We start from the raw sequence: 25,658 nt of genomic DNA, 5'->3' as shown, positions 1-25,658 counted from the left end.
TCCGTGGTGCGTTGATGTCGGCGGTTCAGCGATCGGTGATTCTCTTCAGCTCTGCGGCGACCTCGTCGGCCTGGGCTATGGCGGCCCGCTCCAGCACCTTGCTGATGCTCGGGGACGCCTCGCCTCCGGTGACCCGCTGGACGGGCTGGTCCAGCCAGTCGAAGAAGCGGCGCTGGATCTCGTCCGCCAGCCAGCCGCCGTAGGAGGTGCCGAGCGCGCCCTGCTCGGCGATCAGGACGTTGCCGGTCTTGCGGATGCTCCCGCCGATGGTGTCCCAGTCGATGCTCGCCCGGTCCAGCCAGCGCAGATCGATGACCTCGACGTCGATGTCGCTGTTCGCCACGGCCTCGAGGACGTGGTTCGTCATGGCGAGGTAGGTCAGCACGGTGAGGTCCGAACCCGTCCGCCTGACGACGGCCTTCCCCACGGGCAGGCAGAAGTCCAGGTCCTGCGCTGGGACTTGTCCGGTGGTCGGGTAGAGGTCCACATGTTCCAGTACGACGACGGGGTCGTTGCAGCGCAGCGCGCTGTTCATCAGGCCGATGTAGTCGAAAGGGGTGGAAGGCGCGGCGATGCGCCAGCCGGGGGCGGTGGCGAGGATTCCGGCGGGATCCATCGAGTGCTGGGAGCCGTAACCGGTGCCCATGGCGACCTTGCTGCGCAGGACGAGCGGAACGTCGCCGCTGCCCCCGAACATGTGCCGGGCCTTGCCGATCTGGTTGAACAACTGGTCGGCGGCGACCCACATGAAGTCCGCGTACATGAACTCCACCACCGGCCGGTAACGCCCCTCGATCGCGATGCCGCCGGCCAGACCTGCGAACGCGTTCTCACTGATGGGCGTGCCGAGTACGCGATCGGGGAACGCCTCGGCGAGACCGCGGGTGGCGCCGTTCGTGCCTCCCTTGAGGCGGTGGACGTCCTCGCCGAGTACGACGATGCGTTCGTCCTCGGCCATGCGCCGGCCCATGACCTCGGCCACCACGTCGATGAACTTGCGCTCCTCCAGCTTGCCCGGGAAGGAGCTGAGTTCGGCGGTCCGTGCCCCGTCGAACTCGCTGAGGTCTCCACGGACACCCACATCCCGGAAATCCGGGTCCGGCCACAGTCGCCGCCTGATCTGCCGCTGGCCGGGCTTTCCGCCGGGCACCGGTTCGAGGAGTTCGCTCGCGACGGCTTCCATCTCGGCCTTGGCGCGTTCGGTACTCCGGGTCACCTCCGTCTCGGTGAGGATGCCGCGCCGCAGCAGGTGGGACGTGACGAGCGCGAGCGGGTCGCGCTTCCGCCACTCCTTTTCTTCTTCCTTGCTGCGATAGCCGAACGCGCTGCCCGGGAAGGGGCCGTTCTGGTGGAAGTAGCGGTAGACGTCGGCCTCGACGACCGTGGGTCCGCTGCCTGCCCGCATGTGGGCGACGGCTTCGCCGGTCGCCAGGTACACGGCGAGGGGATCCATGCCATCGACGCGCCAGCTCGGGATGTTGAAGCCCGGCCCGCGTGCGGACAGCCGCGGTTCGGCGGTGACCTCGTTGACGTGTGTGGAGACCGCGTACTGGTTGTTCTCGATGAAGAAGCACACCGGAAGACGCCACGCACCGGCGAGGTTGAGGGTCTCCAGGACGGAGCCGATGTTGACCGCGCCGTCACCGAAGTAGGAAACGGAGACCGCGTCGGTGCCGGCATGCCGGGCCGACCAGGCGAATCCGGCGGCCTGAGGGACGCCACCGCCCACGATGGCGTTGGTCCCCATGGCGCCGGCCTCGCGCCACCGCAGGTGCATGGATCCACCGCGCCCACGGCAGAACCCGTCGGCGAGGCCGCAGATCTCCGACAGGCTGCGGGAGAGCACCGTGCGAACCGCGTCGGGTAGCGGGGCCCTCGGGTCGAGGCCGTCGGGAGCCACATAGCCGAGTGCCTTGGCGAGGAACTGGTGGTGCCCACGGTGCGAGCCGTTGACGTAGTCGCCGGCGGTGAGTGTGAGCACCGAGCCGACGGCGCCGCCTTCCTGGCCGATGCTGGAGTGGGCGGGGCCGTGCACCAGCCCTTGTGACGCGAGGGCGAGGACGTACTCCTCGAAGGTCCTGATGAGAAGCGTCTGGGTGAACATCGAGACGAGCAGTGCCGGATCGGCGGCGTCCCAGTCCTTCTTCGTCGTGACGACCTCGACCCAGGGCGCACTTGGGCTGAGTCTTCTATGTGTGGGCACGGACGCCTCCAAGACGTGAGCACACGGCTCGGCCGGGCTTTGCACGCCCAGCTCTTGCGGTTGTCCCACAGTCCCCGTAGATGGATCCACACACAAGACTGCGTTATCTATTTGTTACGAAAGTTGTCCGATACCAGGCGTTGACTAGCGGTGTTGATGGCGCGAAGGTCTACATCTAAGAAGCATGGATCCATGGAGGATGGTCATCGTGAAAACGCCGAGCGGCCCCAGTGACCTCAAGGAGTTCGAGCAGGAGTCCTGGTGGAAGGCGGTCCAAGCCGAACTCAACGGAGACTCCGAGTGGGCGGACGCGGCCAGGTACTTCCCCGCCCGCATCGAGTTCCGCAGTGACCACGCCTCCTGGACGATGGACACGCGGGACGGACGGGTCGTCTCCGTGCGGCAGGGACCCCACCCGCAGGGGGCCGACATCACCATCGTCGCCCCCGATGCGGAGTGGCGCCGCGTGATCGACGGTCAGGTCGACTGGTTTCAGGGCACCTCACCGGGGCTGGGCCACATCACGGTGGAGGGCGACGGGATCGCCGCCATGCGCAACGTCAAGGCCATGTGGCGTCTACTCGGCGCGCTGTCCACGGCGGGCGGGCCCGCGGCCCAGCCCGGGCCCTACTCCCCCGGCCCCGAGACGGACCGCCACACCGCCATCACCGGACGCTACGTGATGGTCAACGGCCTGCGGACATACTACGAGGAGGCCGGCGAGGGCATCCCGATCGTCTGTATCCATGCGGCGGGCCAGGACACGCTGATGTACCGCCACGTCGTCGCAGGACTGTCCGACGAATTCCGCGTCATCTCCATCGACGCGCCCGGCCACGGCAAGACCCTCGAACCGGCCGGCGGCGCTTTTCGCGCCATCGCCGACCACGCCGACTTCAACGAGGCGTTCATCGAAGCGCTCGGCCTGGAGAACCCGGTCATCGTGGGGTGCTCGATGGGCGGCAACATGGTTCTCGAACTGGCCTCCCGGCGGCCGGGCTTCTACCGCGCCGTCATCTCGGCCGAAGGCTCCGACTACACCCCGACCGTCAGCGACACGCTGCTGGAGATGCTGCTCCTGAACGGGCCGCAGATCCTGGAAGGCTGGTCCCGCTCCATGACCGGTCACCGCACCCCGCCCGACCGCGCCCGCGAGGTGGTGTGGCAGTTGCGCAGGGTGTGCCCGGAAGTGATCGCCGCGGATCTGACCGGCTACGCCGGCTTCGACCGCCGCGACCAGGTCGGCCGGATCGAGAGCCCGGTGCTGCTGCTGCGCGGCGACGCGGACTGGCTGGTTCCGCAGGAAATGGTCGAGCAGGTCGCAAGCCGCATACCCGGCAGCCGGATCGCGGTCCTTGCGGGAACCGGCCACTATCCGATGATCGAGAACCCGGTCGAGTTCAACCAGACGGTGCGCGCCTTCGTGCGGGAGACCCTGTGATGAACGGCCTCCCGGATCCCGTCGTGCTGCCGCCGCCCCTGGCGGGGCTGCCGGTGGCCCAGGTCGGCATCCTCGTACCCGACCTGGCGGCAGGCATCGCCACCTGGTCGGCCCTGCTGGGCGCGGACGACTGGCTCATCTACACCTATGGGCCCGGCACTGTCCCCCGGCTGACCTACCGGGGCGAGCCGGGGACGTTCCGGATGCGGGTCGCTCTCACCGGGAACGCCCCGCAGATCGAACTGATCGAGTCGCTCGATGGGCCGAGCAGCTACACGGAGTGGATCAACAGGCACGGCTACGGCCTTCACCACCTGGGCTTCCGGGTTCCGTCCGTGGAGCAGGCCATCCGCGAGGTGACCGCGAGCGGTGTCGGCCTGCTGCAGTCCGGCAGCGGATACGGACAGGACGGCGACGGGGGGTTCGCCTACTTCGACACCGAGGACGGCGTTGGTCTGATCGTCGAGGCCATCGAGGTCCCCAAGCGCCGCAGGCCGTCCGAGCCGCTGCCCCGGGGGCGGCGGTGAGTCCGGCCGGCGTCCGCGGCCTGCCGGGACTGGCGGGGGTCGAACACATCGGTTTCACCGTGCCCGACCTGGAGGAGGCCACCCGGTTTCTCACCGAGGTCATCGGCTGCGAACTGGTCTACACCCTGGGTCCCTTCCAGTCCGACGGCACGTGGATGGCCGACAGGCTCAACGTCCACCCGCGAACGGTGATGCGTCGCCTGGCCTTCTTCCGCTGCGCCAACGGTCCCAACTTCGAGGTGTTCCAGTACGAGTCCCCGGACCAGCGCCCGCTCCCGCCCCGCAACAGCGACGTAGGCGGCCATCACCTGGCCTTCTACGTCCAGGACCTGGACGCTGCCGTGGCGCACCTGCGGGCCTGCGATGTGACGGTCCTGGGCGAGCCGACCATCAGCAGGGGCCCGAGCGAGGGGCAGCGCTGGGTGTACTTCCTCGCCCCCTGGGGCATGCAGTTCGAGCTCGTCTCCTTCCCGCGCGGCAAGGCCTACGAAAGGGCGCTTGATCTGGATGGGGGCCGGGGACCGAGGCTGTGGCAACCTGTCATTCCGGATCACCTGCCACGTTAGGGAGACCATGCCGCCAGGTCTGGACGGACAATCCTCTGTCGCCAGTCAGAGGGTCGCCGACACACTGCGCAAGCAGATCCTCTCCGGGGATCTCGCCCCCGGCGCGAGGATCATGCAGGAGGACGTCGCCGCGTCCCTCGGCTCCAGCCGGCTGCCGGTCCGTGAGGCCCTGCGGATTCTGGAGGCCGAAGGCCTGGTCGTGCTCAAGCCGAACAGCGGGGCGTGGGTCTCCAAGCTGGACCTGGTCGAGTGCCAGGCGATCTACAAGCTGAGGGAGCGGGTGGAGCCCCTCGCCCTCAGCGAGTCGATGCCGAACCTCACTTCAGACGACATGGCGCGGCTGGACGAGATCCAGCATGAGATCGAGACCAACCACGACGTCGACCGTTTCCTCAGCCTCGACAGAGAACTCCATCTGATCACTTATTCGGGCTGCCGCATCGATCAGCTCCTGACGATGGTCCGTCGCTTCTGGAACACCACTCAGCATTACCGGCGGGCCTACGCCAACCTCGTTGATCCGACCGGCTATGAACTGGTCAACTTCGAGCACCGGCTGATCATAGAGGCGATCAAACGAGGCGATCCCACCGACGCCGAGCGCTTCCTGGCCGGGCACATCCGCCGGACCCGGCTCGCGCTGTCACGCCACCCCGAAGTGTTCACCGACTGAACGAGCAGACCCTTGGGCAACGATCGCCTATGGATCCATAAAGTGGATCACTTTATCTAATCGCAATCCAGTTCACCGCCCCTATTACATTGACGTGCCGAAATCCGGGATGGAGTATCGGATCCGTCAATGACTCCTCACAGATGGATCCATTGTCAGCGACCTAGGTAGCGAAGGATCTCCTCCGCCGATGTGGTCGCCCCCGCCCCTTCACGAAGACGAAGGAGTGCGCAGTGAAACGCCGCACAACCGTCATCCGTACCCTCGCCGCCCTGAGCGGCCTGACCGCCGTCCTGGCCGGCTGCAGCGCCGGAACGACCGAAGCCGGTGGAGCAGGCGGCAAGACCGTGGGACTGATCCGCTTCTCCGGATCGGACGTCTACGCCAACAGCGCCCTTGACGCCATCGCCGCCTATGGAAAGGGCAAGGGCTGGACGATCACGGAGGTGGACGCCAACGGCAGTGTCGACTCTGCCAACACGGCGTTGACCAACCTGGCCACCAAGGGCGTCGACGCGATCGCCATCTCCGTGTTCCCCACCGCCGCGCTGGCCTCGGGAGTCGCCTCGGCGCAGGCCGCGGGAATTCCGGTGGCCAACTGGGGAGGCGGCCTCGGACCGGGCGTCCCCATCGCGGCGGACGTGTCGATCGGTGCGCCGATGGCCGAGCGGGTGGTGAAGGACCTGGCGGGCACGGGAGCATTGCTGGCCCTCGGCTATCGCCCGGGCCTGCCCTGCCAGCGCCGCGAAAAGGCGCTTGAGGAGGCCGTGGCGAAGACGAACATCCAGATGGACGCCCAGCAGATCACCATCCCCGGGCAGGTGGAATCGGCGGACAAGGCGACGCAGGCGTGGGCGCAGGCCCACCCCAAGGGCGGCAAACTCGCCGTGTGGGCCTGTTTCGACGACCCGGCCACCGGCGCCGTCGCGGCCCTGCAGCAACTCGGCCGCACCGACGTCCAGTCCTATGGCCTGAACGGCACCGCCGAGGCGCTGTCCCTGGTCAAGGCGGGGAAGCTGACCGCGACCCAGTGGATCGACGGGCCGTCCCAGGGACGTGAGATCGCCGGGCTGCTGGAGAAGTACTGGGCGGCCCCCAAGGACTTCGAACCGGTCGAGATCGACGGCGATCACAAGGTCATCGACAAGTCCAACGTCGACGCCTTCCTGGCGGACCATCCCGAGCTGAGGAAGTAGTCATGACGACAGCGGCGACGGCGCCCGGCCAGGCGGCCCCCCTGATCCAGGTACGGGGATTGGCGAAGACCTACGGCGCCATCCGTGCGCTGCGCGGCGTCGATGTCTCCTTCCGGCGCGGCGAGATTCACGGGCTCGTCGGAGCCAACGGCGCCGGCAAGTCCACGCTGATCCGCTGCCTGGCCGGTCTGGAGCGGCCCGACGCGGGCGACATCCTGGTCGATGGCGAGATCACCCAGGTGTCCGGCCCGGCCGGCGCGGCCCGCCTCGGGTTCGCGTTCATCCACCAGGAGCTGAACCTGGTGAACTCCTTCACCGGAGCGCAGAACATCATGCTCAGCAGCCACCGCGGCTCGATGGTGACACCGCGCCGGTTCGGCGGCGTGCCCCGCGCGGTGCTCGATGCCGCCCGTCGAGTCGGGATCGACTTCCCGCTCGACGTCCCCGTCGCCGACCTGACCGTCCATCAGCAATGGCTCATCACCATCGCGCGAGCGCTGGTCGAGGACCGTGCCCTCATCGCCATGGACGAGCCGACCGCGTCCCTGGACGCCCAGGAGGCGGCCACGCTGCTGAACGTGGCGCGCGAGCTGGCCGCCTCCGGCGTGGCCGTGGTGTTCATCAGTCATCGGCTCGACGAGGTGACGGCCGTCTGTGACCGGGTCACCGCCTTCAAGGACGGATCGATATCCCTGGCGCTGCCCCGGGCGGAGATCACCCGGGAAGCCGTGGTGCGTGCCATCGTGGGCCACGACGTCACCCCGGGTGCCGGGGCCACGGCCTTCGAGGCGACCGAGCACACCCGCGTCGTCCTGAACCTGCGGGACGTGGGACGCGGGCGGAGCGTGCGCGAGGTGTCCCTCGCGCTTCACGAGGGCGAGGTGGTCGGCATCGCCGGCCTGGTCGGCTCCGGGCGTACGGAGCTGGCGCGGCTGATCTTCGGCGCCGATCGCCCCGACAGCGGCACGATGGTCCTGGACGGCAAGCCGTACCTGCCCCGTTCCATTCCGCATGCCATCGCCCGGGGCGTCGCCTATGTTCCCGAGGAGCGGCGCTCCGAGGCGTTGTTCCTCCCGCATTCGGTGGAGGACAACCTCCACATCACGGTGTGGGATCGGTGGCGGATCGGCAGGTGGCTGCCGCTCATCCGGTCCCGCTCGTCCCGTGCCGCGGCGAACCGCACCTGCCGCGCTCTCGGGATCAAGACGGCCGATGCCCGCCGGCCGGTCGTGGGTCTCAGCGGCGGAAACCAGCAGAAGGTCGTCATGGGCCGCTGGCTGGCCACCGACCCGAAGATCCTCATCCTGGACGAGCCGACTCGTGGCGTGGACGTGGGCGCGCGCGCCGACATCTACCACCGGATCCGCGAGGCCAACCGGTCCGGATCCGCCATTCTCGTGATCTCCTCGGAGTTCGAGGAACTCCTTGAGTGCAACCGCGTGCTCGTCATGGCCGAAGGCCGCATCGTCGGCGAGCTGACCGGCGACGAGATCACCGTCCCCAACATGCTGCACCTCTGCTACGCGTGATCGACGCCGCGCGGTAAGAAACTGGAGTACCCCGCAATGGAAGGCACCATCGAACAAGCCACGAAGCCGGCGGCCGGGCCTGGGGCCGCACCGGGCAGAGCACAGCGCATGCTGGTTCTCACCGGCAGGTACGGAACGCCCGCCGTCCTCGCCCTGCTCGTGATCGGCTTCACCGCCGCCAGCCCGCAGACGTTCATGACCGGCCAGAACCTGCTGAACATCCTCAACCAGAGCGCCACACTGGCCATCGTCGCCGGCGGCCTGACCCTCCCCCTGGTGGCGGGCAAGTTCGACCTCAGCTTCGCCGCGGTGGTGAGCCTGTCCGGCATCCTCGCGGTCGGCTTCCTGGAGCGCAGCGGTCTTCCGTGGTTCGCCGCCATACTGCTCGCCCTGGCGGCTGCCGCGATCATCGGGCTGGTCAACGGGCTGCTCGTGGCGCATCTGCGCATCAATCCGATCGTCGCCACCCTGGGCACCAGCACCATGCTGCTGGGCGTCAACTACGCCTACTCCAACGGCACGCCCATCACGATTGAGCCCGGCCCCTTCACCGACATCGCGCGTGCGTCGGTGCTGGGCGTCCCCGCCCCCATCATCCTCACGGCGATCGTTCTGGGCGGTCTGTGGGTCGCGCTGAACTTCACGCTGCTGGGACATCACATGCAGGCGGTGGGCACCAACCAGGTGGCCGCCCGGATGGCCGGCGTCCGGGTCGCCCGCATCACCGTGATCGCCTTCGCGGTCTGCGGGGTGTGCGCGGGCCTGGCGGGCATCGTGCTGGCGGCGCGCATCGGCAGCGGGCAGGTCACGGCCGGCGACGGCTACCTGCTGAACGCGTTCGCGGCCGTCTTCCTCGGCGCGTCCGTGCTCCGGGACGGCGATTTCCACATCATGGGCACACTCGTGGGCGTTCTCATCGTCACGGTCACCTTCAACGGACTGTCCCTGCTGGGTGCCCAGTCCTACGTTCAGTTCCTCTTCCAGGGCGGGATCCTGGTGGCCGCCACGGCCTTGAGCAGTACCAGCCGTCGCATGCTGCTCGCCTCGGTACGGCGCTGATGGTTCGCCCCGCCCTAAAGAATCCGCCGTCGCCTTCCTCGACGCCCGCCTGGCCCGGGCATGAGCACCCGTTTGCATCCCACAGTTGTGAAAGGCACCACTATGAGCAGCATCGAAACCGAGAAGCGGATCAAGGTCAACGGAACGGAGCTCTTCGTTCGCGACACCGGAGAGGAGAATCTTCCCGTCGTCCTGGCTCTCCACTCGCTGTTCCTCGACGGCCGCATGTTCGAGGGCTTCAAGGACGCCGCCGCCGGCAAGTACCGGGTCATCCGCCCCGACTTCCGGGGCCAGGGTAAGAGCGCGGCGGCCGAGGGCGACCTCATCCATCTGGACACGGTCACCGCCGACGTCATCGCACTGGCCGAAGCCCTGAATCTGGAGCAGGTGCACCTGCTGGTGCAGTCCATGGGCGGCGACGTGGGCTTCCGGCTGGCGGTGGCCCGGCCCGCACTGGTCAAGTCGATGATCGTCCTCGGCTCGTCCGCCTGCTCCGAGCCCGCCGATCAACTGGTGGTCTTCCGGGAGTGGGTCGACAACGTCGGCCGGCAGGGGTTCGTCGGTGACGTGCTCCAGGAGACCATGGAGATCATGTTCGGTGTAACGACCCGTAACGACCCCGCCAGGCAGGACATCGTCAAGCGGTGGGAGTCACGGATCGCTGAGGTCCCGAAGACCCTGCGCCCCGCCATGGCGGGTGTCATCGAACGCGGCACCGCCGTTCATCTGCTTCCGCAGATCAGCGTCCCCGTCTTCATCGTCTCCGGCGAGGAGGACAAGCCGCGTCCGGTCCCGTGGCAGAACGAAATGGCCGAGCACCTGCCGAACGCCACCTTGTGGCGCCTTGAGAAGATCGGTCACAGCCCCATTCTGGAAGCGCCGGACGTCGTCCTGCCCCGCCTGCTCGACTTCCTCGGCCAGGTGGAGAAGTCCGATGGCAAGTGATCAGGATCACCCGTCTGAAGGGATCACCATGAGCAGGCCGGAGTTCTTCGCCACTCCCGGGTACGGCGAGACACAGCTCGCCAACATGCACTACTACCAGGCGGTTCGCATCGGCGACCGCGCACCCATCTGGACCGAGACCGGTGTTCCCGCCCTCGGCGCCCCGAAGATGCGCGTCGAGATCCGCGTCACCGCCATCATCGGGCGCGACGACTGACGTACACACCGCCTGAGCGGCCGGCCCCGCTCAAAGCCTCCGGTTGACATAGGCGATCCGCCAGCCGCTCGGTGTCGCGGTGAGCCCGGTGATGGACAGCGGAGCGAGGTCGATGCGGGCGGTGCTGAGCGGATCCGCCCCCAGGGCGTGGCCGAGCGCCGCTCTGATGGTGCCGGCGTCACAGATGGCGACCTGTTCCGGCTCCTCTCGTACGGAGTCGAGCCAGCCGGCCACCCGCGACGCGTGCACGGCCAGGGACTCGCCGCCGTGCGGAGCGGCGGCGGGGTCGGTGAGCCAGCTCATCAGCGCCTGCGGCTCCTCCTGCGCGACCTGGTCATAGGCAAGGCCGCGCCATCGGCCGTAGTCGGCCTCCCTGAGGGCGGCAGCGGGGAGCGCCTGCAGTCCCATGGCACGGGCGGTCTGCCGGGCGGCTTTGCCGGGCGCCGACCACACCAGGGAGGTCGTCGTGAAGCGCAGCGAGGCGGCCTTGGCCAGACCGGCCGCGTCCGCGTCCTCATCACCGGGGAAGCGGGCCGCCCGCATCCCCGGCGTCGTGGCGTGCCGGACGAAGAGCACCCCAGGGTTCAGCTCGGTGCCGCGGCGGCCGGAGCGGGCGCGATGGTACGCCTCGCCGCCCGGTCGCTCAGCCAGCCGAACAGCACGCCGAACGCCGTCCAGAAGACGAGCTGGGTGCCGATCGAGGCGAGCCGGAACTCCCACAGCAGCGTGGCCGGGAAGCCCTCGGGCACCTCGTCGACCGTGGGCAGCAACCACCATGCGGCCACCACCGGCACGAGGAACGCGACGAGCGCCGCCACCCGACGAGCCCACGGATCCCCGGTGACCCGGCGGGCGGTGACCACGGCGATCACGGTGGCCGCCAGGCCGACGAGGATCATCACCACATAGAGCAGGGTGCGGCTGTTGATGGTCGCCGGATCACCCACGGCGGGGGGATTTGCGGGATATTTCACGAACGGCACGAGGATGATCGCGGCGAACGCCGTCCCGGCCATGACCAGTGCGAGCCGTCCATCGGACGTCGGCCCGACCGGCCCGCCCCGACCAGCTCGCCCAGCTCGCCCGACTCGTCCGCGAAGACCCGCGAACACCAGCGCGAAGATGCCGCCCACGGCGAGCCCGTAGAGGCCGGTGGCCAGGAAGAGACCGGCCTTCTGCGCGGGCCTGCCGACCACGGCCTCCTCGCCGTGGCCGTGTTCGGCCTCCTCGGCGTGCTCAGGAACCGCGGCCCGCGCGGCGGCCTCCTCCAGGGCGATGGCGTCGTCCACCCGCGGTTCCCCGAATGCGAAGGCGAAGCCGCCCGTGACAAGTCCGGCCAGCAGCCCCACGAGCAGGCCCCTGACCAGCAAAGTGCGTACCACACTCGGCCCCTAGTGGCAGGGCACGCCGAGCAGGTGCCGCCCGTCGTGCATGAGTTCGTGCAGGAACGCGCCGGTCTGGGAGACCGCGCCGTTGTCCATCAGGACCAGGTACGCGACGAGCAGGAGCACAGGTACGGCCGCCAGCCAGGGGCGCAGCCGGGGAAAGGGAATGCTGGACGGGGTGGACAAGCCACTCATTTAGCGCCTCCTCAGGGTCACGCGTCCCATCTCACGAGGTCACGATCGTCAAGCGACCTGGCTCCCGGGATCTGCGTCCCGGATACAGTGGCGCGTCCGCACCGGCATCTCACCGGATTTCCCTTGAACAATCGTGAAGTCAACCGGAACGTATCCCGCCTCCCCGGTCGCGTCAACACGGATCAAGGAAGTGCATGCTGCTCGCCGTCGTGCATTTTCGCTATAACGCTCGGTCACCACCGGTTGGGGCACTTCTACGTGGGGTGCGAAAGGGCGCAACGACGGCTCCGCTGATCGTGTCGTTACCCTGGCCGCCGAGTTGAAGGGCCATTAGCCTGTGCGGTGATGAGTGTTGATGGGCTGCTTCCAGGCGATCCGCGACACATTGGGCGTTATGTGGTTAAGGGGCGGCTGGGCGCGGGCGGCCAGGGTGTCGTCTACCTGGCCGACGCGCCGGACGGCGCCCAGGTGGCCTTGAAGGTCATCAAGGCGGAGGTCGGCTCCGATGCCCGCCGTCTGTTCGAGCGGGAGTTCGCCGTTCTGCGGCGCGTCTCCAGCTTTTGCACTGCGCAGGTGCTCGATGCCGATGTGACGGCCGACCCCCCTTACATCGTCAGCGAGTATGTCGCCGGCCGTTCGCTTTATGCATTCGTCGCCGAAAACGGGCCTCTCGTGGGAGCCGATCTGGACCGTCTCGCGGTGGCGACGGCCACGGCCCTCATCGCGATCCACCGCGCGGGTATCGTCCATCGCGATTTCAAACCGCAGAACGTCCTGTTGGGGCATGACGGCCCACGCGTCATCGACTTCGGCATCGCCCGTGTCCTCAATGACGGTGCCGCCCTGGCCAGCGCGCTCGTGGGCACCCCCCGGTACATGGCCCCCGAGCAGATCAGGGGCGAGGCGTTCGGCCCCGCCGCCGACATCTTCGCCTGGGGGGCGACCATCGTCTACGCCGCCACCGGCCGCTCCCCGTTCGAGGCCGGCACGCTTCCGGCGGTTTTGCACCGTGTGCTGCACGAGCAGCCCGACCTCGGCTCTCTTCCCGATCATCTCCGCTCTCTGGTAGGACGCTGTCTTTCCAAGCAGGCCGCCGATCGTCCCACGGCGTCCGAACTCCCGCTGGCCATCATGGACCTGGGCGCCGGGCCCCGGACCGAGCCGGCGGCGGACGTACCGATGGCCCCGGCGGAGCGGGCGAGACCGCGCAGGAGATGGCGGCGGCGGGCGATGCTCGGGGGAGGCGCGATCGTCACGGCGGTCGCTCTGGCGGCGGGCGCGGTCTGGTGGGCGCGAGTGCCGGAGCGAACGACGAACACGAACGCCGCGACCGCCACCAAGCCGGCCACGGCCAACGAGCCCCCGGGATACTCCCTGGTAGCGCTGGGCGCGGCGCGCACGGCCTTCGAGGCGTGGTACAGCCTCGACCACACCGACTACGACGCAGGAGCGCGGCGTACGCTGACCCTCCTGTCCGGGGTGGCCGCGCAGGACTACTGGCATCTGATCGGCAATTCCAAGAGCGCGGTGGTGGCCGCGAAGGCGAAGCAGACCGCACGGGCGACCGCCGCGGGAATCTTGTGGGCGTCGCCGCAGCGGGTGTCGATCATCGTGATCGGTCTCAGCTACATCACCCAGAACGAAACCGTGGTGAAGTCGGAGGACCCGCTGCTGTTCGCGGAGATGGTCCCCTCCGGCGGAGGCTGGAAGATGGATTACGCGCGGAGCACCCCGTCCGGCACCACGGTCCCGGCCGGCGCCTGGCCGTCCACCGAGATCCGGACCATGGTCGCCGATGCCGCCGGCTGCCAGAGCGAGGCCTTCATCAACGGGCCCCGCCTGGAAGAGCGTCCCACCTTCTTCGGACGCTGCACGACTGGGCGGGCCGAGCAGTGGTGGCGGGAGTTGGCCGCGATCCCCGACGCGCAGGTGCCCGACTGGTGGAGCTGGCAGTACCGGGAGATCGGCACGGCCTTCGAACGGTTCAACGGCCCTGACTCCGCGACCCTCATCCACCTCGGAGACTCGGCCAAGGCCCCCGATCACAAGGTCGTGAGCTATCGGTTGCACCTGCGCCGGGTCGACGGGCGCTGGAAGCTGGAGGACGTGACGTCGCCGAAGGACAACCGCTCCCTGTTCCAGCGACGCCTGAAATGAGCGTTTCCATTGGCTTACGTCCGGGCGATCCGGAAAGGATCGGCCGCTACCGGGTGCTCGGCCGGCTCGGCGCGGGCGGCCAGGGTGTCGTCTTTCTGGCCGTGGGGGGCGAGGGACGGCAGGTCGCCCTGAAAGCGCTGCCCCCGATCGCCGACGAGGCCGCCCGCCACCGCCTGGCGGCCGAGCTGGTCCTGGTGCGCAGGGTCTCCGGATTCTGTACCGCCCAGGTGCTCGACGCCGATCTGACGGCCGACCCGCCGCACATCGTCACCGAGTACGTACCCGGTCCGTCCCTGGCCGAGCTCGTCCGGCGCGAGGGTCCCCATCGCGGCGCGGCGTTGGAACGGCTGGCGGTCGCCACCGCCACCGCGTTGACGGCGATCCACCGCGCGGGCGTCGCCCACCTCGACCTGACCCCCCGCAACGTGATCATCGGCCCGGACGGTCCACGTGTCGTCGACTTCGGCCTTGCGCACGCCGTCGGCGGCCCCGCCGCGAGCGACCTCGTGATCGGCACACCGGCGTTCATGGCCCCCGAGCAGTTGGCCGGACACCCACCGGGTACCGCCGCTGACGTCTTCTCCTGGGCCGCGACGATCGCCTATGCCGCGACCGGCCGGCATCCGTTCGGCGACGACACGGTGCAGGCCGTCGTCTACCGGGTGCTCCATCAGGAACCCGACCTGGGCACGGACGTCGAGCCGCCCGGCTTCCTGCGGGAGATCCTCCAGGCCTGCCTGGCCAAAGACCCGGCGCGGCGCCCATCGGCCCAAGACCTCCTCTACCGGCTGGTCGACCGCACCCCGCTGACATCTCCCGGGACACCGGCGCGTACGCCCGGCCGGAAGCGGAGCCGGATCGCCGCGGTGGTGGCGGCCGTCGTCGTCATCGCGGCCGGGGGCGGCGGCATCGCGCTGTGGCGAGGCTCGGCCGACCCCGGAAGCCGGCAGGCGACCACGGAGACGGGGGCCCTGCTTCCGCCACCCCTGTACGTCCAGGAAGCCGACCGGGCGGCGCGGAACGCCTACCGCGTCGTTAGCAGCTTCGGCCACAGGACGCTTGACCGAGATCTCCAGGCGGTGGACGGCGTGACCACCGGGCGTGCGAACGCGGAATACACCGGTCGGCTCCAGGAGCAGGCGCGACGGATCCGCGAGGGGAAGGTGGTGCAGCAGGCCGTGGCGGCCGAGAGCGGCATCGTCGCCGCCAAGGCCGATCGGGTCGCCGTTCTGGTCTGGGGCCAGACGGTCAGGAGCGAGGATTCCACCCACGGCTATCGTCGCGGCGGTGTGGTGATGGAGATGCGCAAGGTCGGGACCACGTGGAAGCTGGACCACGTCTGGCCGCCGACCCCGCGGCCGGACTCGGCCGAGATGACCGGCGGGGACTGGCCGTCCGGCAGAGCGGCGGCCCTGCTGTCGGCCGCGTCGGGCGATGGTGCCCGCGCCATCGCGTTCGACGCCATCACACCCGCAGGCGCGCGGGTGTTCCGCCTCGGCGCGGACGCGACCGTGCGCAGGCTCGACATGGTCCCCGACGGCAAGTCGTTCAAGGTCGAGAGCAGCCGGGAGCTTGGGGCGTCCTGAGCGGGGATGTCATGAGGTCAGCCAGGTGGTGAGGGCGATGGCCGCCTCGCGCAGGGCGTCGTCGCGGCGTTCTTCGCTCATCTGATCGACGGTCAACCGGAACTGCGGCGCGATGACCACGAACACCTGGTTGTACAGGGCCCGATCGCCGACCCCGATCTCGGTGCCGCCGGACTGTACTTTGACGCCGAGAGCGGCCAGTTCGGGAACCTCGACCTCGGGGAAGTCCTTGTACTTGGGCTGCGCTGACGGCAGGCCGATGGTCACGGCGGCCGTCGGCACGTCCTTCCCCCACGAACAGGTCACCCTGTCGGGGGAATCGTACCGCTTGTTGAACTTCTTGCCCTTGATCAGCACACCCATGGCCGAGACCAGCCGGGGATCGTCACATTCCTCTGGCAGAGCGAAGGAAGGTGTCGGGGTGGGCGACACGGCCGGCGCCTTCGACGCTGCCGACGTAGGGGAATTCGAGGGCGAGGCGGTCGTGGCGGGGGTACCGGCGCCACACCCGGCGAGCAGGCTACCGAGGAGCATCGTGCCTGACGCGGCTAATACGGCCCTGACAGTCATGGACATGGCCACAGTATCCAAGATCGCTGATCGTCCCACCAGGAGGCGTCCACATGTGGATGCCACCCGAGCGCCGCCTCTTCCTTGCCCGTGTAGGCGGCACGGTTGCAGGATCCTGCTGCTGATTCGACACTCGGCTAATTTGACAGCTATCTAACCAGTGGCTCATGATGGCTACTGATTCGACCATCTTCTAAGCAGAAGAGCGGGGAAGCAATGCGTGCCTTCGCCGAACTCACCCGGATCAAGGAGACACCGTCATGAGCGATGGCTGTTGCGGTACCACCACCTCCCTGGAACTCGAGGAGATCGTCTACGGCCCCGGCGCCGGGAAGCCGCCGGTGGTGGTGATCGGTGCTGGGCCGGTCGGGCTGGCCGCCGCCGCCCACCTGGCCGAACGCGGCATCGACTTCCTCGTCCTGGAGGCCGGCGAGCAGGTCGCCGCCTCCGTGGCCCGGTGGGGGCACGTACGGGTGTTCAGCCCGTGGAAGTACGACATCGACGCCGCCGCCCGCCGCCTCCTTGAGGCCGCCGGCTGGGACGCGCCCGATCCCGAGTGGCTGCCCACCGGGGCCGAACTGATCGACGGCTACCTCGCCCCGCTGGCCAGGCTGCTGGGCGACCGGGTCCGGCTCGGCGCCACGGTGGCCGCGATCGGACGCCTCGGCTATGACCGCGTCCGCACCCACGGCCGGGAAGGCGTCCCCTTCCTGATCCGCCTGGCCGACGGCGAAGAGCTGCAGGCCCGCGCCATCATCGACGCCTCCGGCACCTACACCACCCCCAACGTGCTCGGTGCCGGCGGCCTGCCCGCCCACGGTGAGGCCCAGGCCATCGCGGACGGACTGGTCGACCACGCGCTGCCCGACGTGCTCGGCGCCGACCGCGACCGGTATCAGGGCAGGCACGTGCTGGTCGTCGGCGCAGGGCATTCGGCCGCCACCACCCTGCTCGCGCTGGCCGGACTCCCCGCCGACACCCGGATCACCTGGGCGATCCGCGCGAGCGGCGCCGCCCGCACCTACGGCGGCGGCACGGCCGACGCACTGCCCGCGCGCGGTGCGCTCGGCACCCGTCTGCGCGCGCACGTCGATTCCGGCCGCATCCGGTTGCTGACCGGGTTCTTCACCCACACGCTCCGCCGGGACGGCGAACGGATCATCGTGATCAGCCGTGACCCGTCCGGGTTCGAGCAGTCCGTCGTCGTCGACCGGGTCATCGCGGCGACCGGCTACCGCCCCGACCACTCCATCGCCGCCGAACTGCGGCTGGATCTGGACCCGATCCTGGGGTCCACCCGCGCCCTGGCACCGCTGATCGACCCCAACGCCCATTCCTGCGGCACCGTCCCCGCCCACGGCGTCGAGGAGCTCACCCACCCCGAGCCCGGCTACTACGCCGTCGGCGTCAAGTCCTACGGCCGCGCCCCGACGTTCCTCATGGCCACCGGATATGAGCAGGTCCGCTCGGTGGTCGCGGCGCTCGCCGGAGACTGGCAGGCCGCCCGGCAGGTGCGGCTGGATCTACCCGAGACCGGGGTGTGCTCCTCCTCGGCGGCCGAGGCCCAAGAGCAGCGGGTGGGCCTGGCCACCGGCATCAGCGGCGGCCTGTCGGCCACCCCGCTTCCGCTCGCCACCGCGAATGCCACGGGGGCCGAGGGCGGCTGCTGCGGGTGACCGTTCTCGGCGGGAGAAAGATGATCGACATGCTTCTCGCATGGCAGTTCGGCGGGCCCTTGTGAGCACCGCCACTCCGGCCACCGGCTCGTCCGCCGCCCCCCGAGGCACCGGCGGCGGACGCTCCCGGCCGCGGTCCCGGCACGGCCGGCGCATCGTCGCCGCCCTGGCCATCACGCAGACCATCGGCTACGGCGTGCTCTACTACGCCTTCTCGGTGTTCCTGACGCCGATGGCCGCCGACCTCGACGCCTCCCCCACCCAGGTCGCCGCCGCGCTCACCGCGTCCGTGCTGATCGCCGCGCTGTGCGCCCCGGCCGTGGGCCGATGGCTGGACGCGCGCGGCGGTCGCGGGCTGATGAGCACCGGCTCGGTCCTCGGTACGGCGGCGGTGCTGGCCTGGTCGCGAGTGGAAGAGCTGTGGCAGCTGTACGCCGTGTTCGCCGCGGTCGGCATCGCTTGCGCCATGGTGTTGTACGAGGCCGCCTTCGCCGTCATCGTCGGCTGGTACGACGGGGATGCGAAGGGACGCGCGGGCGGCCTGCTGGCGCTGACCATCGTGGCCGGGTTCGCGTCCTCGATCTTCATTCCGCTCACCGGGCTGCTGGTCGACTCCTATGGCTGGCGCCAGGCCCTGCTGGTCCTCGCCGTCCTGTACGGGGCCGCGGCGATCCCGCTGCACGCGCTCGTCATCCGCCGCCGTCCCGCGGCGACCCGCACGACCACGGCGGCCGGGCACAGAACCGAGATCGTCAAGGCCGCGACCCGCCGCCGCCCGTTCTGGCTGCTGGTGCTCGCCTTCACCGCCAGCGGCGGCGCGGTGGCCACCATGGCGGTCCTGCTGGTCACCTACCTCATCCACCTCGGCCACAGCCCGGTCCTGGCGGCCACGCTGGCGGGTCTGCTGGGAGTGCTGTCGGTCACCGGCCGCCTGATCACCACCGGTCTGCAACGACGGCTGCCCACCGCCCTCATCGCCGCCGCGATCTTCGCTCTCCAGGGCGTCGCCGCCCTGCTTCTGCCGCTCGCCGGGCGCAGCGTGGCCGGTGCGATCGGCTGCGTTCTGGGCTTCGGGCTCGGCTTCGGCATCGCCTCCATCGCCCTGCCGCACCTGCTCGTCAGCCGGTACGGCACCGCCGCCTACGCCACGTTGTCCGGCCGGATCGCCGTGTTCTCCGTCACCGACAAGGCCCTGGCCCCGCTCGGCGCCGTCGCTCTGGCCCAGAGCGTCGGCTACGCCTGGGTGATGGCGGCGGTGGCGGTCGCCTCCGGAATCGCCTCGGTGGCCCTGATCGCCTACCACCGCGTATAATTTCGACGAACATCGAAATACGAGGAGGTGGGGGCCGTGGGGGCTGCTGTGGCCGCCGTCACGATCGAGTGCTGCCCGCCGATCGCGCGCCAGCGGCTCAACGAGTCCGAGGCGGCTGAGCTTGCCGTCCTGCTGAAAGCGGTGGCCGACCCGGTCCGGCTGCGGCTGTTGTCGATGATCGGCTCCCACACCGGCGGCGAGATCTGCGTGTGCGACCTGACCGGCGCCTTCGACCTGACCGCCCCCACCATCAGCCATCACCTGAAGGTGCTGCGCACCGCCGGGCTGATCGACGGCGAACGCCGCGGCACCTGGGTGTACTACCGGATCATCCCGCAGCAGGTGGCCAGGCTCGGCGCGCTGTTCACCCCGCTCGCCGAGACCGCCTCCCCGTGAGCGGACGTCTGGGCTCGTCTACTGCGGCAGCAGTTCGCCGATCAGCTTCTCGATCCGCCCGCGGATCTCATCCCGGATGATCCGCACGGCCTCGATGTCCTGCCCGGCGGGATCCGCCAGAGCCCAGTCCTCATAGCGTTTGCCAGGGAAGATCGGGCAGGCGTCGCCGCAACCCATGGTGATCACCACGTCCGAGCCCTCGACGGCGTCAACAGTGAGGATCTTGGGCTGGTGGCCGGTGATGTCGATGCCCACCTCGCGCATGGCCTGCACCGCGACCGGGTTGATCTCCGCCGCGGGCTGCGATCCGGCCGAGCGGACCTCGATGCGATCACCGGCCAGATGTGACAGCCATCCGGCGGCCATCTGGGAGCGTCCGGCGTTGTGGACACAGACGAACAGCACGCTAGGCACGGGCTGCCTCCTTGCCGAACAGGCGCCGACCGGCCAGGCCGACGTAGACCAGGGCGACCAGGACGGGCACCTCGATGAGCGGGCCGACCACCCCGGCCAGCGCCTGGCCGGAGGTGACGCCGAAGACCCCGACCGCGACCGCGATGGCCAGCTCGAAGTTGTTGCCCGCGGCGGTGAAGGCGAGCGTGGTGGTGCGCTCATAGTTCAGGCCGATGACCTTGCCGAGGGCGAAGCCGCCGCCCCACATCAGCGCGAAGTAGGCGAGCAGCGGCAGCGCGATGCGGGCCACGTCCAGCGGGCGCTCGCTGATCGTGTGGCCCTGCAGGGCGAACAGGATGACGATGGTGAACAACAGCCCGTACAGCGCGATCGGGCCGATGCGGGGCAGGAACCGGCTCTCGTACCAGTCCCGGCCGCGGACGCGCTCGCCCAGCCTGCGCGAGGCGTATCCGGCGGCCAGCGGAATGCCGAGGAAGATCAGCACGTAGAAGGCGATGTCCCATGCCGAGACCTGTAGCGCCGCCTGCGGCAGTCCGAGCCATCCGGGGAGCACCTGTAGGTAGAACCAGCCGAGCGCGCCGAAGGCGACCACCTGGAAGATCGAGTTGATCGCGACCAGGACGGCGGCGGCCTCGCGGTCGCCGCAGGCCAGGTCGTTCCAGATGAGGACCATGGCGATGCAGCGCGCCAGGCCGACGATGATCAGCCCGGTGCGGTATTCGGGGAGGTCGGGCAGGAGGATCCAGGCCAGGGCGAACATCAGCGCCGGTCCGGCGATCCAGTTCAGTGCCAGCGAGGAGATCAGCAGGCGGCGGTCGCCGGTCACGGTGGACAGGCGGTCATAGCGGACCTTGGCCAGCACCGGGTACATCATCAGCAGCAGGCCGAGCGCGATGGGCAGCGAGATCTGGCCGATCTTCACCGTGTCCAGCGCGGTGTTCAGGCCGGGCAGCAGGCGGCCCAGCAGCAGCCCGGCGGCCATGGCCAGGCCGATCCACAGGGGCAGCAGCCGGTCCAGGGCCGAAAGGGCGCCGATCACTGCGGCCTGGCGTGCCGGGGCGTGCGCGGAGGTGGAGGTCATGGGGTTCCTGTGGTGGTGGCGGGTAGGTTCAGCAGGCTCGACAGTTCGCCGAGGGTTTCGGGGACCAGGCGGTAGTACACCCACGAGGCCCGGCGTTCGCTGACCAGCAGGCCGACCTCCTTGAGCACCTTGAGGTGGTGGGAGATGGTGGGCTGGGAGACCTCGAAGGCGCCGGTGATGTCGCACACGCAGACCTCGCCGCCCTCGCGACTGGCCACGATGGACAAGATGCGCAGCCGTACCGGGTCACCCAGCGCCTTGAACACGCGGGCGATCGCGGCGGCCTGGCCGGCGTTCAGCGGCTCGCGTGCCAGCGGGGGGCTGCACTCCAGGAGTTGCAGCAGGTCCATCGCATCCTCCAGCTCGGCTCGGATCGAACGCGACTGGCATCGATCGGCGTCGAATCCACTATATGTCCATATTGATACTCGTCTATTCACGGCCGCGGCAAGGGTACCTCCAGCTCGGCCAGCAGCCCCCGGACCCGGCGCTCGATCTCATCGCGGATCGGCCGGACCTCATCGGTCGTGCGGCCGTCGGGGTCGTCCAGCTCCCAGTCCAGGTAGCGCTTGCCGGGGTAGACGGGGCAGGCGTCGCCGCAGCCCATGGTGACCACCACGTCGGCGGCCTGGACGATCTCGGCGGTCCACGGCTTGGGGAACTCGCGGGAGATGTCGATGCCCCGCTCGGCCATCGAGGCCACGGCGGCCGGGTTGATCTCACCGGCGAACTCCGAACCGCCCGACCAGCCGACCGCGTGCTCACCGGCCAGGTGGGTGAAGAACCCCAGCGCCATCTGCGAGCGCCCGGCGTTGTGCACGCACAAGAACAGCACGATCGGCCGTCCGTCGCCCTTGCCCTCGACCCGGGCCAGGGCGTGCAACCGCTGTCGGGCGAACCGTTCGGCCAGCAGCGGCAGGAAGTTCGCCACGGCCGCCTTGGTGGCGAACTGCTCGTAGCTGCTGTGCAGGAAGCGTTCGATCGTCTCGGTGCCGAACACGCCGGTGAACGCCTCGCGTAGCCGCCGTGCCGCGGTGGTCAGGGCGAGCTGCTGGTCGATGGACAGGTCCTCGCGCTTGTAGGTGCTGGTCATGAGCACTCCCGCCACAGCATATCGATGTCCGACTATTTCGGCCCTTATCGATATTGACAGGTATCTATCGGAGGTGGGCGAACGCCAGGTGAACACTCGCACCTCCCCACGCACCGGCCTGCCGGTGTCGCCAAAGGCACGATCTACCTGCACCGGAAGACCCACGACGAGCCGTTCGCCGCGCTGCCCGTGCCGCGAGCGGGTCCATGTGATGTCTCCACGGGCCGCCGCCGTCGTGACCGGCCTTGGCGCGCCACTGTCACACGCCTCGATCGTGGCCCGCGGACTGGGCATTCCGGCCGTGGCCGGCACCGGGTGGACGGCGACCATCATGGAGGATCACGCGCCGGCTGTTTCGTCGTCGCTAGGAGCGATCGTTCGCGGGACCGCCGTTCTGCCCGCGTGTCGAAGTGCCGGTCGCGGCCGGTACGCGCGAGCCGGGCAGTGCGCCGCGCAGCCGGGCGGCGGCGGAGACGGCCGGCCACACCCGGATGGCCAGGTTCCGCATGAGGATGCCGCGCCGGGTCGAGGGTACGAGGAGGCCCGCGGCCAGGCCGACGCCGCGCTGCCTGGAATCGGCCAGACGCCGGTGCCGGCTCTCGTAGCGGCGGAACGCCGACGGCGGGTCGTCCGGGCCGGCGGCCAGTTCCCCGGCCAGCGTGTACGCCCCCGCCATGGCCAGGGTCGAGCCGTCACCGAACAGTGACGCGCAGGACGCCGCATCGCCGAGCAGCGCCACCCGGCCCTGCCACCAGCGGGGCAGGGCCACCCGGCTCACCGCGTCGAAGTACAGGTCCTCGGCGGCGCGGACCCGCTCCAGCAGCTCTGGAGCGCGCCAGGACACCCCGGCGAACGCGCGCGCCAGCATCCGCTTGTGCCGGCCGGTTTCGCGGGGGTCGAAGCCGGGTTCGGCCGGGGCGCGGTAGAGGAAGAACGCCCCCTCGCCACCCGGGACGGGGCAGACGGCGACGGCCTTGCCCGGCACGTTGTGCATGACGATGTCCCTGATGCCTTGGCCGGGACCGGGCTCACCGCCGAGCGGCATCGTGGCGACGTACAGGCCCATGTGGTGGACGAGGCCGGTGCCGAACGTCAGCCGCCGGGTCACCGAGTGCAGCCCGTCGGCCCCGATCACCAGGTCGAAGCGGCGTGCCGTACCGCGCTCGAAGGTGACCTCGACCCCGCGCTCGTCCTGGGCGAGCGAGGCGATGGAGTCGTCGAAGACGTACTCGGCGTGCTCGCGGCCGGCCTGGAACAGGATGGCGGACAGGTCGGCGCGGGGCAGTTCGATCTCGCCCGGCCGGTGGACGGCGCGCATGTCCAGCCGGCCGGTGCGCCTGCCGTTCGCGTCGACGAAGGTGAGCCCGGTGTTGCCGGTGGCGGCCTGACGCAGTTGAGGCAGTATGCCCATCCGCTGGGCGATGCCGACGGCCGGCCCTTTGACGTCCACCGGGTTCCCGCTGGAGCGCGGCTCCCGGGCCCGTTCGACGACGGTGACCCGGAAGCCGTTCCTGGCCAGCCAGTACGCCAGCGTCGGGCCGCCGACGCCCGCTCCGGAGATCAGTACGGTCCGCTCGCTCATGACACACCCCATAACCGGATGAAATTGCTCCGCTTTGTTGACTGTAACCTAAGCGGAGAAGAAACGTCCAGTTCGAGAGGCGGCCGAGAAGTGGCAGGTACGACACCGCGGCTGCGCGCGGACGCCCGCCGCAACCGGGACCTGATCGTCACGGCCGCTCAGCGGCTGTTCCTGGAGCAGGGCATCGACGTTCCGCTGGATGAGGTGGCCCGCCGGGCGGGCGTGGGCATCGGCACGCTGTACCGCCGCTTCCCCGACCGCGACGCCCTGCTGCGCGCCGTGGCGGAGGACACCCTGCGCCGCCTGGCCGACCTCGTCGAGACCGCCCGCCGTGAGGAGCCCGACGCCTGGCACGCGCTGTGCCGCTTCCTGCGCTCCTGCGCGGAGCTACGGCTCGGCGAGCTGGCGGCCAGGCTCGATCCCCGCCTGCAGCGGGAGATGCGCACCGGTCAGGACCTGGACGAGATCCGGCAACGAGTGATCGCCGCGGTCCTGGAGCTGACCGCGCGCGCCCAGGCGGACGGGACGCTGCGCGCGGACGCCGGGCCCTTGGACATCGCCATGGTCATGACCCTGCACGTCTACGCTCCGGCCAACGTGTCCGGCGACCAGGCCGTGCGCCGGATGGTGGAGATCATGCTGGACGGCCTGCGCGCCGGCGGCGGAACCGCCCTGCCCGGGGCCCCGTCCACCGACGCCGACCTGCGTCGCTACACGGCCGTGGAACCCTGACACGTGTCACAGGCCGTAGGCGGTCAGGACGCCCCCGGCGTAGGCGGCGATCGGCGCCGCAACGTGTTCGGCGTCGCGGTGAACGCCGCGCAGGGTGTTGGAGGCGAAGGAACGCTGGAACTCCAGCCCGACGTAGCCGAGCCCGAGGTGGGTGGTGGACAGGCCGCCGGCGTGCAGGGGCAGCCCCGCCTCGTCGAGGGCGCCGAGCGGAGCCAGGTAATCCAGGTGCGGCAGGTAGCCGGTCGCGTAGATCACCGTATCGACGCGCTCGCGCTCGCCGTCGGCCCAGATGAGCCGGTCGCCGTCGAAGGCGGTGAACATCGCACGGCGCCGCAGACGGCCGTCGCCCAGGGCGGCGGCGTAGTCGCCGGTGTCCATGACCAGGGTGCCGCTCGCGACGCGGGCCAGCCAGGCGGGCGGGAGCCGGTCGAAGCCGGTGGTGGTGTGCCAGTAGTGCACGTCCTGGCCGCCGACGATCTGCGGCATGAGCCGCAGCGGCCGACGTGAGGCGATGGTGACGTCGGCCACCGCGGCCAGTTCGTAGGCGACCTGGACGGCGGAGTTGCCGCCGCCGACCACCACGACGCGCCGCCCGGCGTAGTGCTTGGGGTTGCGGTAGGCGGCCACGTGCAGGGCTTGCCCGGTATAGCCGTCCTGGCCGGGCAGGGCGGGGGTGTAGGGGTTGCCGAAGGAGCCGCTGGCCGCGATCACGCCCATGGCGCGCAGGGTCTCCCCGGCGGCGGTGTGGACGAGGAAGCCGCCCGCGCCGTCGGCTTCCACCGCGGTGACACGGGTGCTGGTACGGATCTCGACGTCCAGGCCATCGGCGTAGCGCCGCAGGTAGGCGACGACCTCATCGCGGGTGGGGTAGCGGTCGCCGTCGCCGGGGAAGTCCTGGCCGGGCATGGCGCTGTAGCGGGCGGGCGAGAACAGGGTGAGGCTGTCGTAGTAGCCGCCCCAGGAGCCGGTGGGCGTCGGGCCGGCCTCGACGATGACGGGGGTACGGCCGGCGGCGCGCAGCGCGCGGGCGGCGGCGAGGCCGGACTGGCCGGCGCCGATGACGATGGTGTCCATGCCACAGAATCATATCTTCATATCCGGAAATGACAATACGATAGAATCG

At 69.8% G+C, this 25,658-nt stretch carries 26 protein-coding genes, 1 pseudogene and 1 riboswitch; of the genes and pseudogenes, 16 read left to right on the top strand and 11 right to left on the bottom strand.

Annotated features, from left to right (window positions below; genetic code table 11):
- Positions 1-25 precede the first annotated feature (25 nt).
- Entirely contained in the window at positions 26-2,203 is a 2,178-nt protein-coding gene (locus ACH34R_RS17335) for a thiamine pyrophosphate-dependent enzyme (RefSeq protein WP_397562444.1), read from the bottom strand.
- 199 nt (positions 2,204-2,402) lie between these two features.
- On the opposite strand from ACH34R_RS17335, the gene ACH34R_RS17330 reads away from it, so the two are divergent.
- The 9 genes from ACH34R_RS17330 to ACH34R_RS17290 all read left to right on the top strand — a co-directional run bounded on the left by ACH34R_RS17330 (position 2,403) and on the right by ACH34R_RS17290 (position 10,356).
- Positions 2,403-3,644 (top strand): alpha/beta fold hydrolase, encoded by a 1,242-nt coding sequence (locus ACH34R_RS17330; protein WP_397562443.1) that lies wholly within the window; start codon positions 2,403-2,405, stop codon positions 3,642-3,644.
- Entirely contained in the window at positions 3,644-4,171 is a 528-nt protein-coding gene (locus ACH34R_RS17325) for a VOC family protein (RefSeq protein WP_397562442.1), read from the top strand. Before ACH34R_RS17330 ends, ACH34R_RS17325 begins: the two co-directional genes overlap by 1 nt.
- Complete coding sequence (locus tag ACH34R_RS17320) at positions 4,168-4,737, top strand: VOC family protein (protein ID WP_397562441.1); 570 nt, start codon at positions 4,168-4,170, stop codon at positions 4,735-4,737. The genes ACH34R_RS17325 and ACH34R_RS17320 overlap by 4 nt, the downstream gene beginning before the upstream one ends.
- 7 nt (positions 4,738-4,744) lie before the next feature.
- Positions 4,745-5,410 (top strand): GntR family transcriptional regulator, encoded by a 666-nt coding sequence (locus ACH34R_RS17315; RefSeq protein ID WP_397562440.1) that lies wholly within the window; start codon positions 4,745-4,747, stop codon positions 5,408-5,410.
- 233 nt (positions 5,411-5,643) lie between these two features.
- Entirely contained in the window at positions 5,644-6,606 is a 963-nt protein-coding gene (locus tag ACH34R_RS17310) for a sugar ABC transporter substrate-binding protein (protein ID WP_397562439.1), read from the top strand.
- A gap of 2 nt (positions 6,607-6,608) precedes the next feature.
- The gene (locus ACH34R_RS17305) at positions 6,609-8,135 is read left to right on the top strand and encodes a sugar ABC transporter ATP-binding protein (RefSeq protein WP_397562438.1); all 1,527 of its coding nucleotides are present in this window, start codon (positions 6,609-6,611) and stop codon (positions 8,133-8,135) included.
- Positions 8,136-8,243: 108 nt separating this feature from the next.
- A complete protein-coding gene (locus ACH34R_RS17300) occupies positions 8,244-9,194 on the top strand; it encodes an ABC transporter permease (protein WP_397562437.1) in 951 nt (316 codons plus the stop codon).
- A gap of 102 nt (positions 9,195-9,296) precedes the next feature.
- Positions 9,297-10,139 (top strand): alpha/beta fold hydrolase, encoded by an 843-nt coding sequence (locus ACH34R_RS17295; RefSeq protein ID WP_397562436.1) that lies wholly within the window; start codon positions 9,297-9,299, stop codon positions 10,137-10,139.
- 28 nt (positions 10,140-10,167) lie between these two features.
- Entirely contained in the window at positions 10,168-10,356 is a 189-nt protein-coding gene (locus ACH34R_RS17290; protein WP_397562435.1) for a hypothetical protein, read from the top strand.
- A gap of 30 nt (positions 10,357-10,386) precedes the next feature.
- On the opposite strand, the gene ACH34R_RS17285 is transcribed toward ACH34R_RS17290, so the two are convergent.
- Genes ACH34R_RS17285 through ACH34R_RS17275 form a run of 3 tightly spaced genes read right to left on the bottom strand, consistent with a single transcriptional unit; the run spans position 10,387 to position 11,936 of the window.
- On the bottom strand, positions 10,387-10,932 hold the full coding sequence (locus ACH34R_RS17285; RefSeq protein ID WP_397562434.1) for a histidine phosphatase family protein: 546 nt from the start codon (positions 10,930-10,932) through the stop codon (positions 10,387-10,389).
- Between the two features lie 8 nt (positions 10,933-10,940).
- A complete protein-coding gene (locus tag ACH34R_RS17280) occupies positions 10,941-11,738 on the bottom strand; it encodes a CbtA family protein (protein ID WP_397562433.1) in 798 nt (265 codons plus the stop codon).
- A gap of 9 nt (positions 11,739-11,747) precedes the next feature.
- The gene (locus tag ACH34R_RS17275) at positions 11,748-11,936 is read right to left on the bottom strand and encodes a CbtB-domain containing protein (RefSeq protein ID WP_111165351.1); all 189 of its coding nucleotides are present in this window, start codon (positions 11,934-11,936) and stop codon (positions 11,748-11,750) included.
- 33 nt (positions 11,937-11,969) lie between these two features.
- Positions 11,970-12,099, bottom strand: a riboswitch (cobalamin riboswitch).
- Positions 12,100-12,332: 233 nt separating this feature from the next.
- Here ACH34R_RS17275 and ACH34R_RS17270 point away from each other — a divergent pair.
- Together ACH34R_RS17270 and ACH34R_RS17265 are read left to right on the top strand one after the other, a co-directional pair.
- On the top strand, positions 12,333-14,093 hold the full coding sequence (locus ACH34R_RS17270) for a serine/threonine-protein kinase (protein ID WP_397562432.1): 1,761 nt from the start codon (positions 12,333-12,335) through the stop codon (positions 14,091-14,093).
- Positions 14,090-15,679: a serine/threonine-protein kinase gene (locus ACH34R_RS17265; protein ID WP_397562431.1), complete on the top strand. Its 1,590-nt coding sequence runs from the start codon at positions 14,090-14,092 to the stop codon at positions 15,677-15,679. Before ACH34R_RS17270 ends, ACH34R_RS17265 begins: the two co-directional genes overlap by 4 nt.
- A gap of 9 nt (positions 15,680-15,688) precedes the next feature.
- Here the strand turns inward: ACH34R_RS17265 and ACH34R_RS17260 are convergent, their stop codons facing one another.
- Positions 15,689-16,042 (bottom strand): hypothetical protein, encoded by a 354-nt coding sequence (locus ACH34R_RS17260; RefSeq protein WP_397562430.1) that lies wholly within the window; start codon positions 16,040-16,042, stop codon positions 15,689-15,691.
- Positions 16,043-16,509: 467 nt separating this feature from the next.
- Here ACH34R_RS17260 and ACH34R_RS17255 point away from each other — a divergent pair, with 467 nt between their 5' ends.
- From ACH34R_RS17255 to ACH34R_RS17245, 3 genes are read left to right on the top strand one after another with little or no spacing between them, the layout of a single operon-like run.
- The gene (locus ACH34R_RS17255; protein WP_397562429.1) at positions 16,510-17,925 is read left to right on the top strand and encodes an FAD-dependent oxidoreductase; all 1,416 of its coding nucleotides are present in this window, start codon (positions 16,510-16,512) and stop codon (positions 17,923-17,925) included.
- A gap of 40 nt (positions 17,926-17,965) precedes the next feature.
- Positions 17,966-19,237 carry an MFS transporter gene (locus ACH34R_RS17250; RefSeq protein ID WP_397562428.1) on the top strand — a complete coding sequence of 424 codons (1,272 nt, stop codon included), beginning with the start codon at positions 17,966-17,968 and terminating at the stop codon, positions 19,235-19,237.
- Between the two features lie 36 nt (positions 19,238-19,273).
- On the top strand, positions 19,274-19,633 hold the full coding sequence (locus ACH34R_RS17245; protein WP_397562427.1) for a metalloregulator ArsR/SmtB family transcription factor: 360 nt from the start codon (positions 19,274-19,276) through the stop codon (positions 19,631-19,633).
- A gap of 18 nt (positions 19,634-19,651) precedes the next feature.
- Here ACH34R_RS17245 and ACH34R_RS17240 read toward each other — a convergent pair whose 3' ends face one another.
- The 4 genes from ACH34R_RS17240 to ACH34R_RS17225 all read right to left on the bottom strand — a co-directional run bounded on the left by ACH34R_RS17240 (position 19,652) and on the right by ACH34R_RS17225 (position 22,221).
- A complete protein-coding gene (locus ACH34R_RS17240) occupies positions 19,652-20,047 on the bottom strand; it encodes an arsenate reductase ArsC (protein WP_397562426.1) in 396 nt (131 codons plus the stop codon).
- A complete protein-coding gene (gene arsB / locus ACH34R_RS17235) occupies positions 20,040-21,128 on the bottom strand; it encodes an ACR3 family arsenite efflux transporter (protein WP_397562425.1) in 1,089 nt (362 codons plus the stop codon). Before arsB ends, ACH34R_RS17240 begins: the two co-directional genes overlap by 8 nt.
- On the bottom strand, positions 21,125-21,478 hold the full coding sequence (locus ACH34R_RS17230) for a helix-turn-helix transcriptional regulator (protein ID WP_111165356.1): 354 nt from the start codon (positions 21,476-21,478) through the stop codon (positions 21,125-21,127). Before ACH34R_RS17230 ends, arsB begins: the two co-directional genes overlap by 4 nt.
- An 86-nt stretch (positions 21,479-21,564) precedes the next feature.
- Positions 21,565-22,221 (bottom strand): arsenate reductase ArsC, encoded by a 657-nt coding sequence (locus tag ACH34R_RS17225; RefSeq protein ID WP_397562424.1) that lies wholly within the window; start codon positions 22,219-22,221, stop codon positions 21,565-21,567.
- On the opposite strand from ACH34R_RS17225, the pseudogene ACH34R_RS17220 reads away from it, so the two are divergent.
- Positions 22,220-22,489: pseudogene (locus ACH34R_RS17220) on the top strand (hypothetical protein); the annotation flags it as partial. The gene ACH34R_RS17225 and the pseudogene ACH34R_RS17220 overlap by 2 nt on opposite strands.
- A 96-nt stretch (positions 22,490-22,585) precedes the next feature.
- Here the strand turns inward: ACH34R_RS17220 and ACH34R_RS17215 are convergent.
- On the bottom strand, positions 22,586-23,803 hold the full coding sequence (locus tag ACH34R_RS17215) for an FAD-dependent monooxygenase (protein WP_397562423.1): 1,218 nt from the start codon (positions 23,801-23,803) through the stop codon (positions 22,586-22,588).
- A gap of 90 nt (positions 23,804-23,893) precedes the next feature.
- Here ACH34R_RS17215 and ACH34R_RS17210 point away from each other — a divergent pair, with 90 nt between their 5' ends.
- Complete coding sequence (locus ACH34R_RS17210) at positions 23,894-24,535, top strand: TetR/AcrR family transcriptional regulator (RefSeq protein ID WP_397562422.1); 642 nt, start codon at positions 23,894-23,896, stop codon at positions 24,533-24,535.
- Between the two features lie 6 nt (positions 24,536-24,541).
- Here ACH34R_RS17210 and ACH34R_RS17205 read toward each other — a convergent pair whose 3' ends face one another.
- Positions 24,542-25,609, bottom strand: coding sequence for a flavin-containing monooxygenase (locus tag ACH34R_RS17205; protein WP_397562421.1), 1,068 nt, complete (start codon positions 25,607-25,609; stop codon positions 24,542-24,544).
- Positions 25,610-25,658 lie beyond the last annotated feature (49 nt).

The organism is Spongiactinospora sp. 9N601, from assembly GCF_044326295.1.
Classification (GTDB): Bacteria; Actinomycetota; Actinomycetes; order Streptosporangiales; family Streptosporangiaceae; genus Spongiactinospora; species Spongiactinospora gelatinilytica.
This window is presented reverse-complemented; position numbering and strand designations above follow the sequence as displayed.

Bases quoted from the DNA above. Each gene is read 5' to 3' on its own strand.
- ACH34R_RS17300 (WP_397562437.1), top strand. From the start codon at position 8,244: ATGCTGGTTCTCACCGGCAGGTACGGAACGCCCGCCGTCCTCGCCCTG.
- ACH34R_RS17230 (WP_111165356.1), bottom strand. From the start codon at position 21,478: ATGGACCTGCTGCAACTCCTGGAGTGCAGCCCCCCGCTGGCACGCGAG.
- ACH34R_RS17255 (WP_397562429.1), top strand. From the start codon at position 16,510: ATGAGCGATGGCTGTTGCGGTACCACCACCTCCCTGGAACTCGAGGAG.
- ACH34R_RS17205 (WP_397562421.1), bottom strand. From the start codon at position 25,609: ATGGACACCATCGTCATCGGCGCCGGCCAGTCCGGCCTCGCCGCCGCC.
- ACH34R_RS17225 (WP_397562424.1), bottom strand. From the start codon at position 22,221: ATGACCAGCACCTACAAGCGCGAGGACCTGTCCATCGACCAGCAGCTC.
- ACH34R_RS17305 (WP_397562438.1), top strand. From the start codon at position 6,609: ATGACGACAGCGGCGACGGCGCCCGGCCAGGCGGCCCCCCTGATCCAG.
- ACH34R_RS17295 (WP_397562436.1), top strand. From the start codon at position 9,297: ATGAGCAGCATCGAAACCGAGAAGCGGATCAAGGTCAACGGAACGGAG.
- ACH34R_RS17265 (WP_397562431.1), top strand. From the start codon at position 14,090: ATGAGCGTTTCCATTGGCTTACGTCCGGGCGATCCGGAAAGGATCGGC.
- ACH34R_RS17330 (WP_397562443.1), top strand. From the start codon at position 2,403: ATGGTCATCGTGAAAACGCCGAGCGGCCCCAGTGACCTCAAGGAGTTC.
- ACH34R_RS17275 (WP_111165351.1), bottom strand. From the start codon at position 11,936: ATGAGTGGCTTGTCCACCCCGTCCAGCATTCCCTTTCCCCGGCTGCGC.
- ACH34R_RS17260 (WP_397562430.1), bottom strand. From the start codon at position 16,042: ATGGGTGTGCTGATCAAGGGCAAGAAGTTCAACAAGCGGTACGATTCC.
- arsB (WP_397562425.1), bottom strand. From the start codon at position 21,128: ATGACCTCCACCTCCGCGCACGCCCCGGCACGCCAGGCCGCAGTGATC.
- ACH34R_RS17250 (WP_397562428.1), top strand. From the start codon at position 17,966: ATGGCAGTTCGGCGGGCCCTTGTGAGCACCGCCACTCCGGCCACCGGC.
- ACH34R_RS17325 (WP_397562442.1), top strand. From the start codon at position 3,644: ATGAACGGCCTCCCGGATCCCGTCGTGCTGCCGCCGCCCCTGGCGGGG.
- ACH34R_RS17290 (WP_397562435.1), top strand. From the start codon at position 10,168: ATGAGCAGGCCGGAGTTCTTCGCCACTCCCGGGTACGGCGAGACACAG.
- ACH34R_RS17215 (WP_397562423.1), bottom strand. From the start codon at position 23,803: ATGAGCGAGCGGACCGTACTGATCTCCGGAGCGGGCGTCGGCGGCCCG.
- ACH34R_RS17315 (WP_397562440.1), top strand. From the start codon at position 4,745: ATGCCGCCAGGTCTGGACGGACAATCCTCTGTCGCCAGTCAGAGGGTC.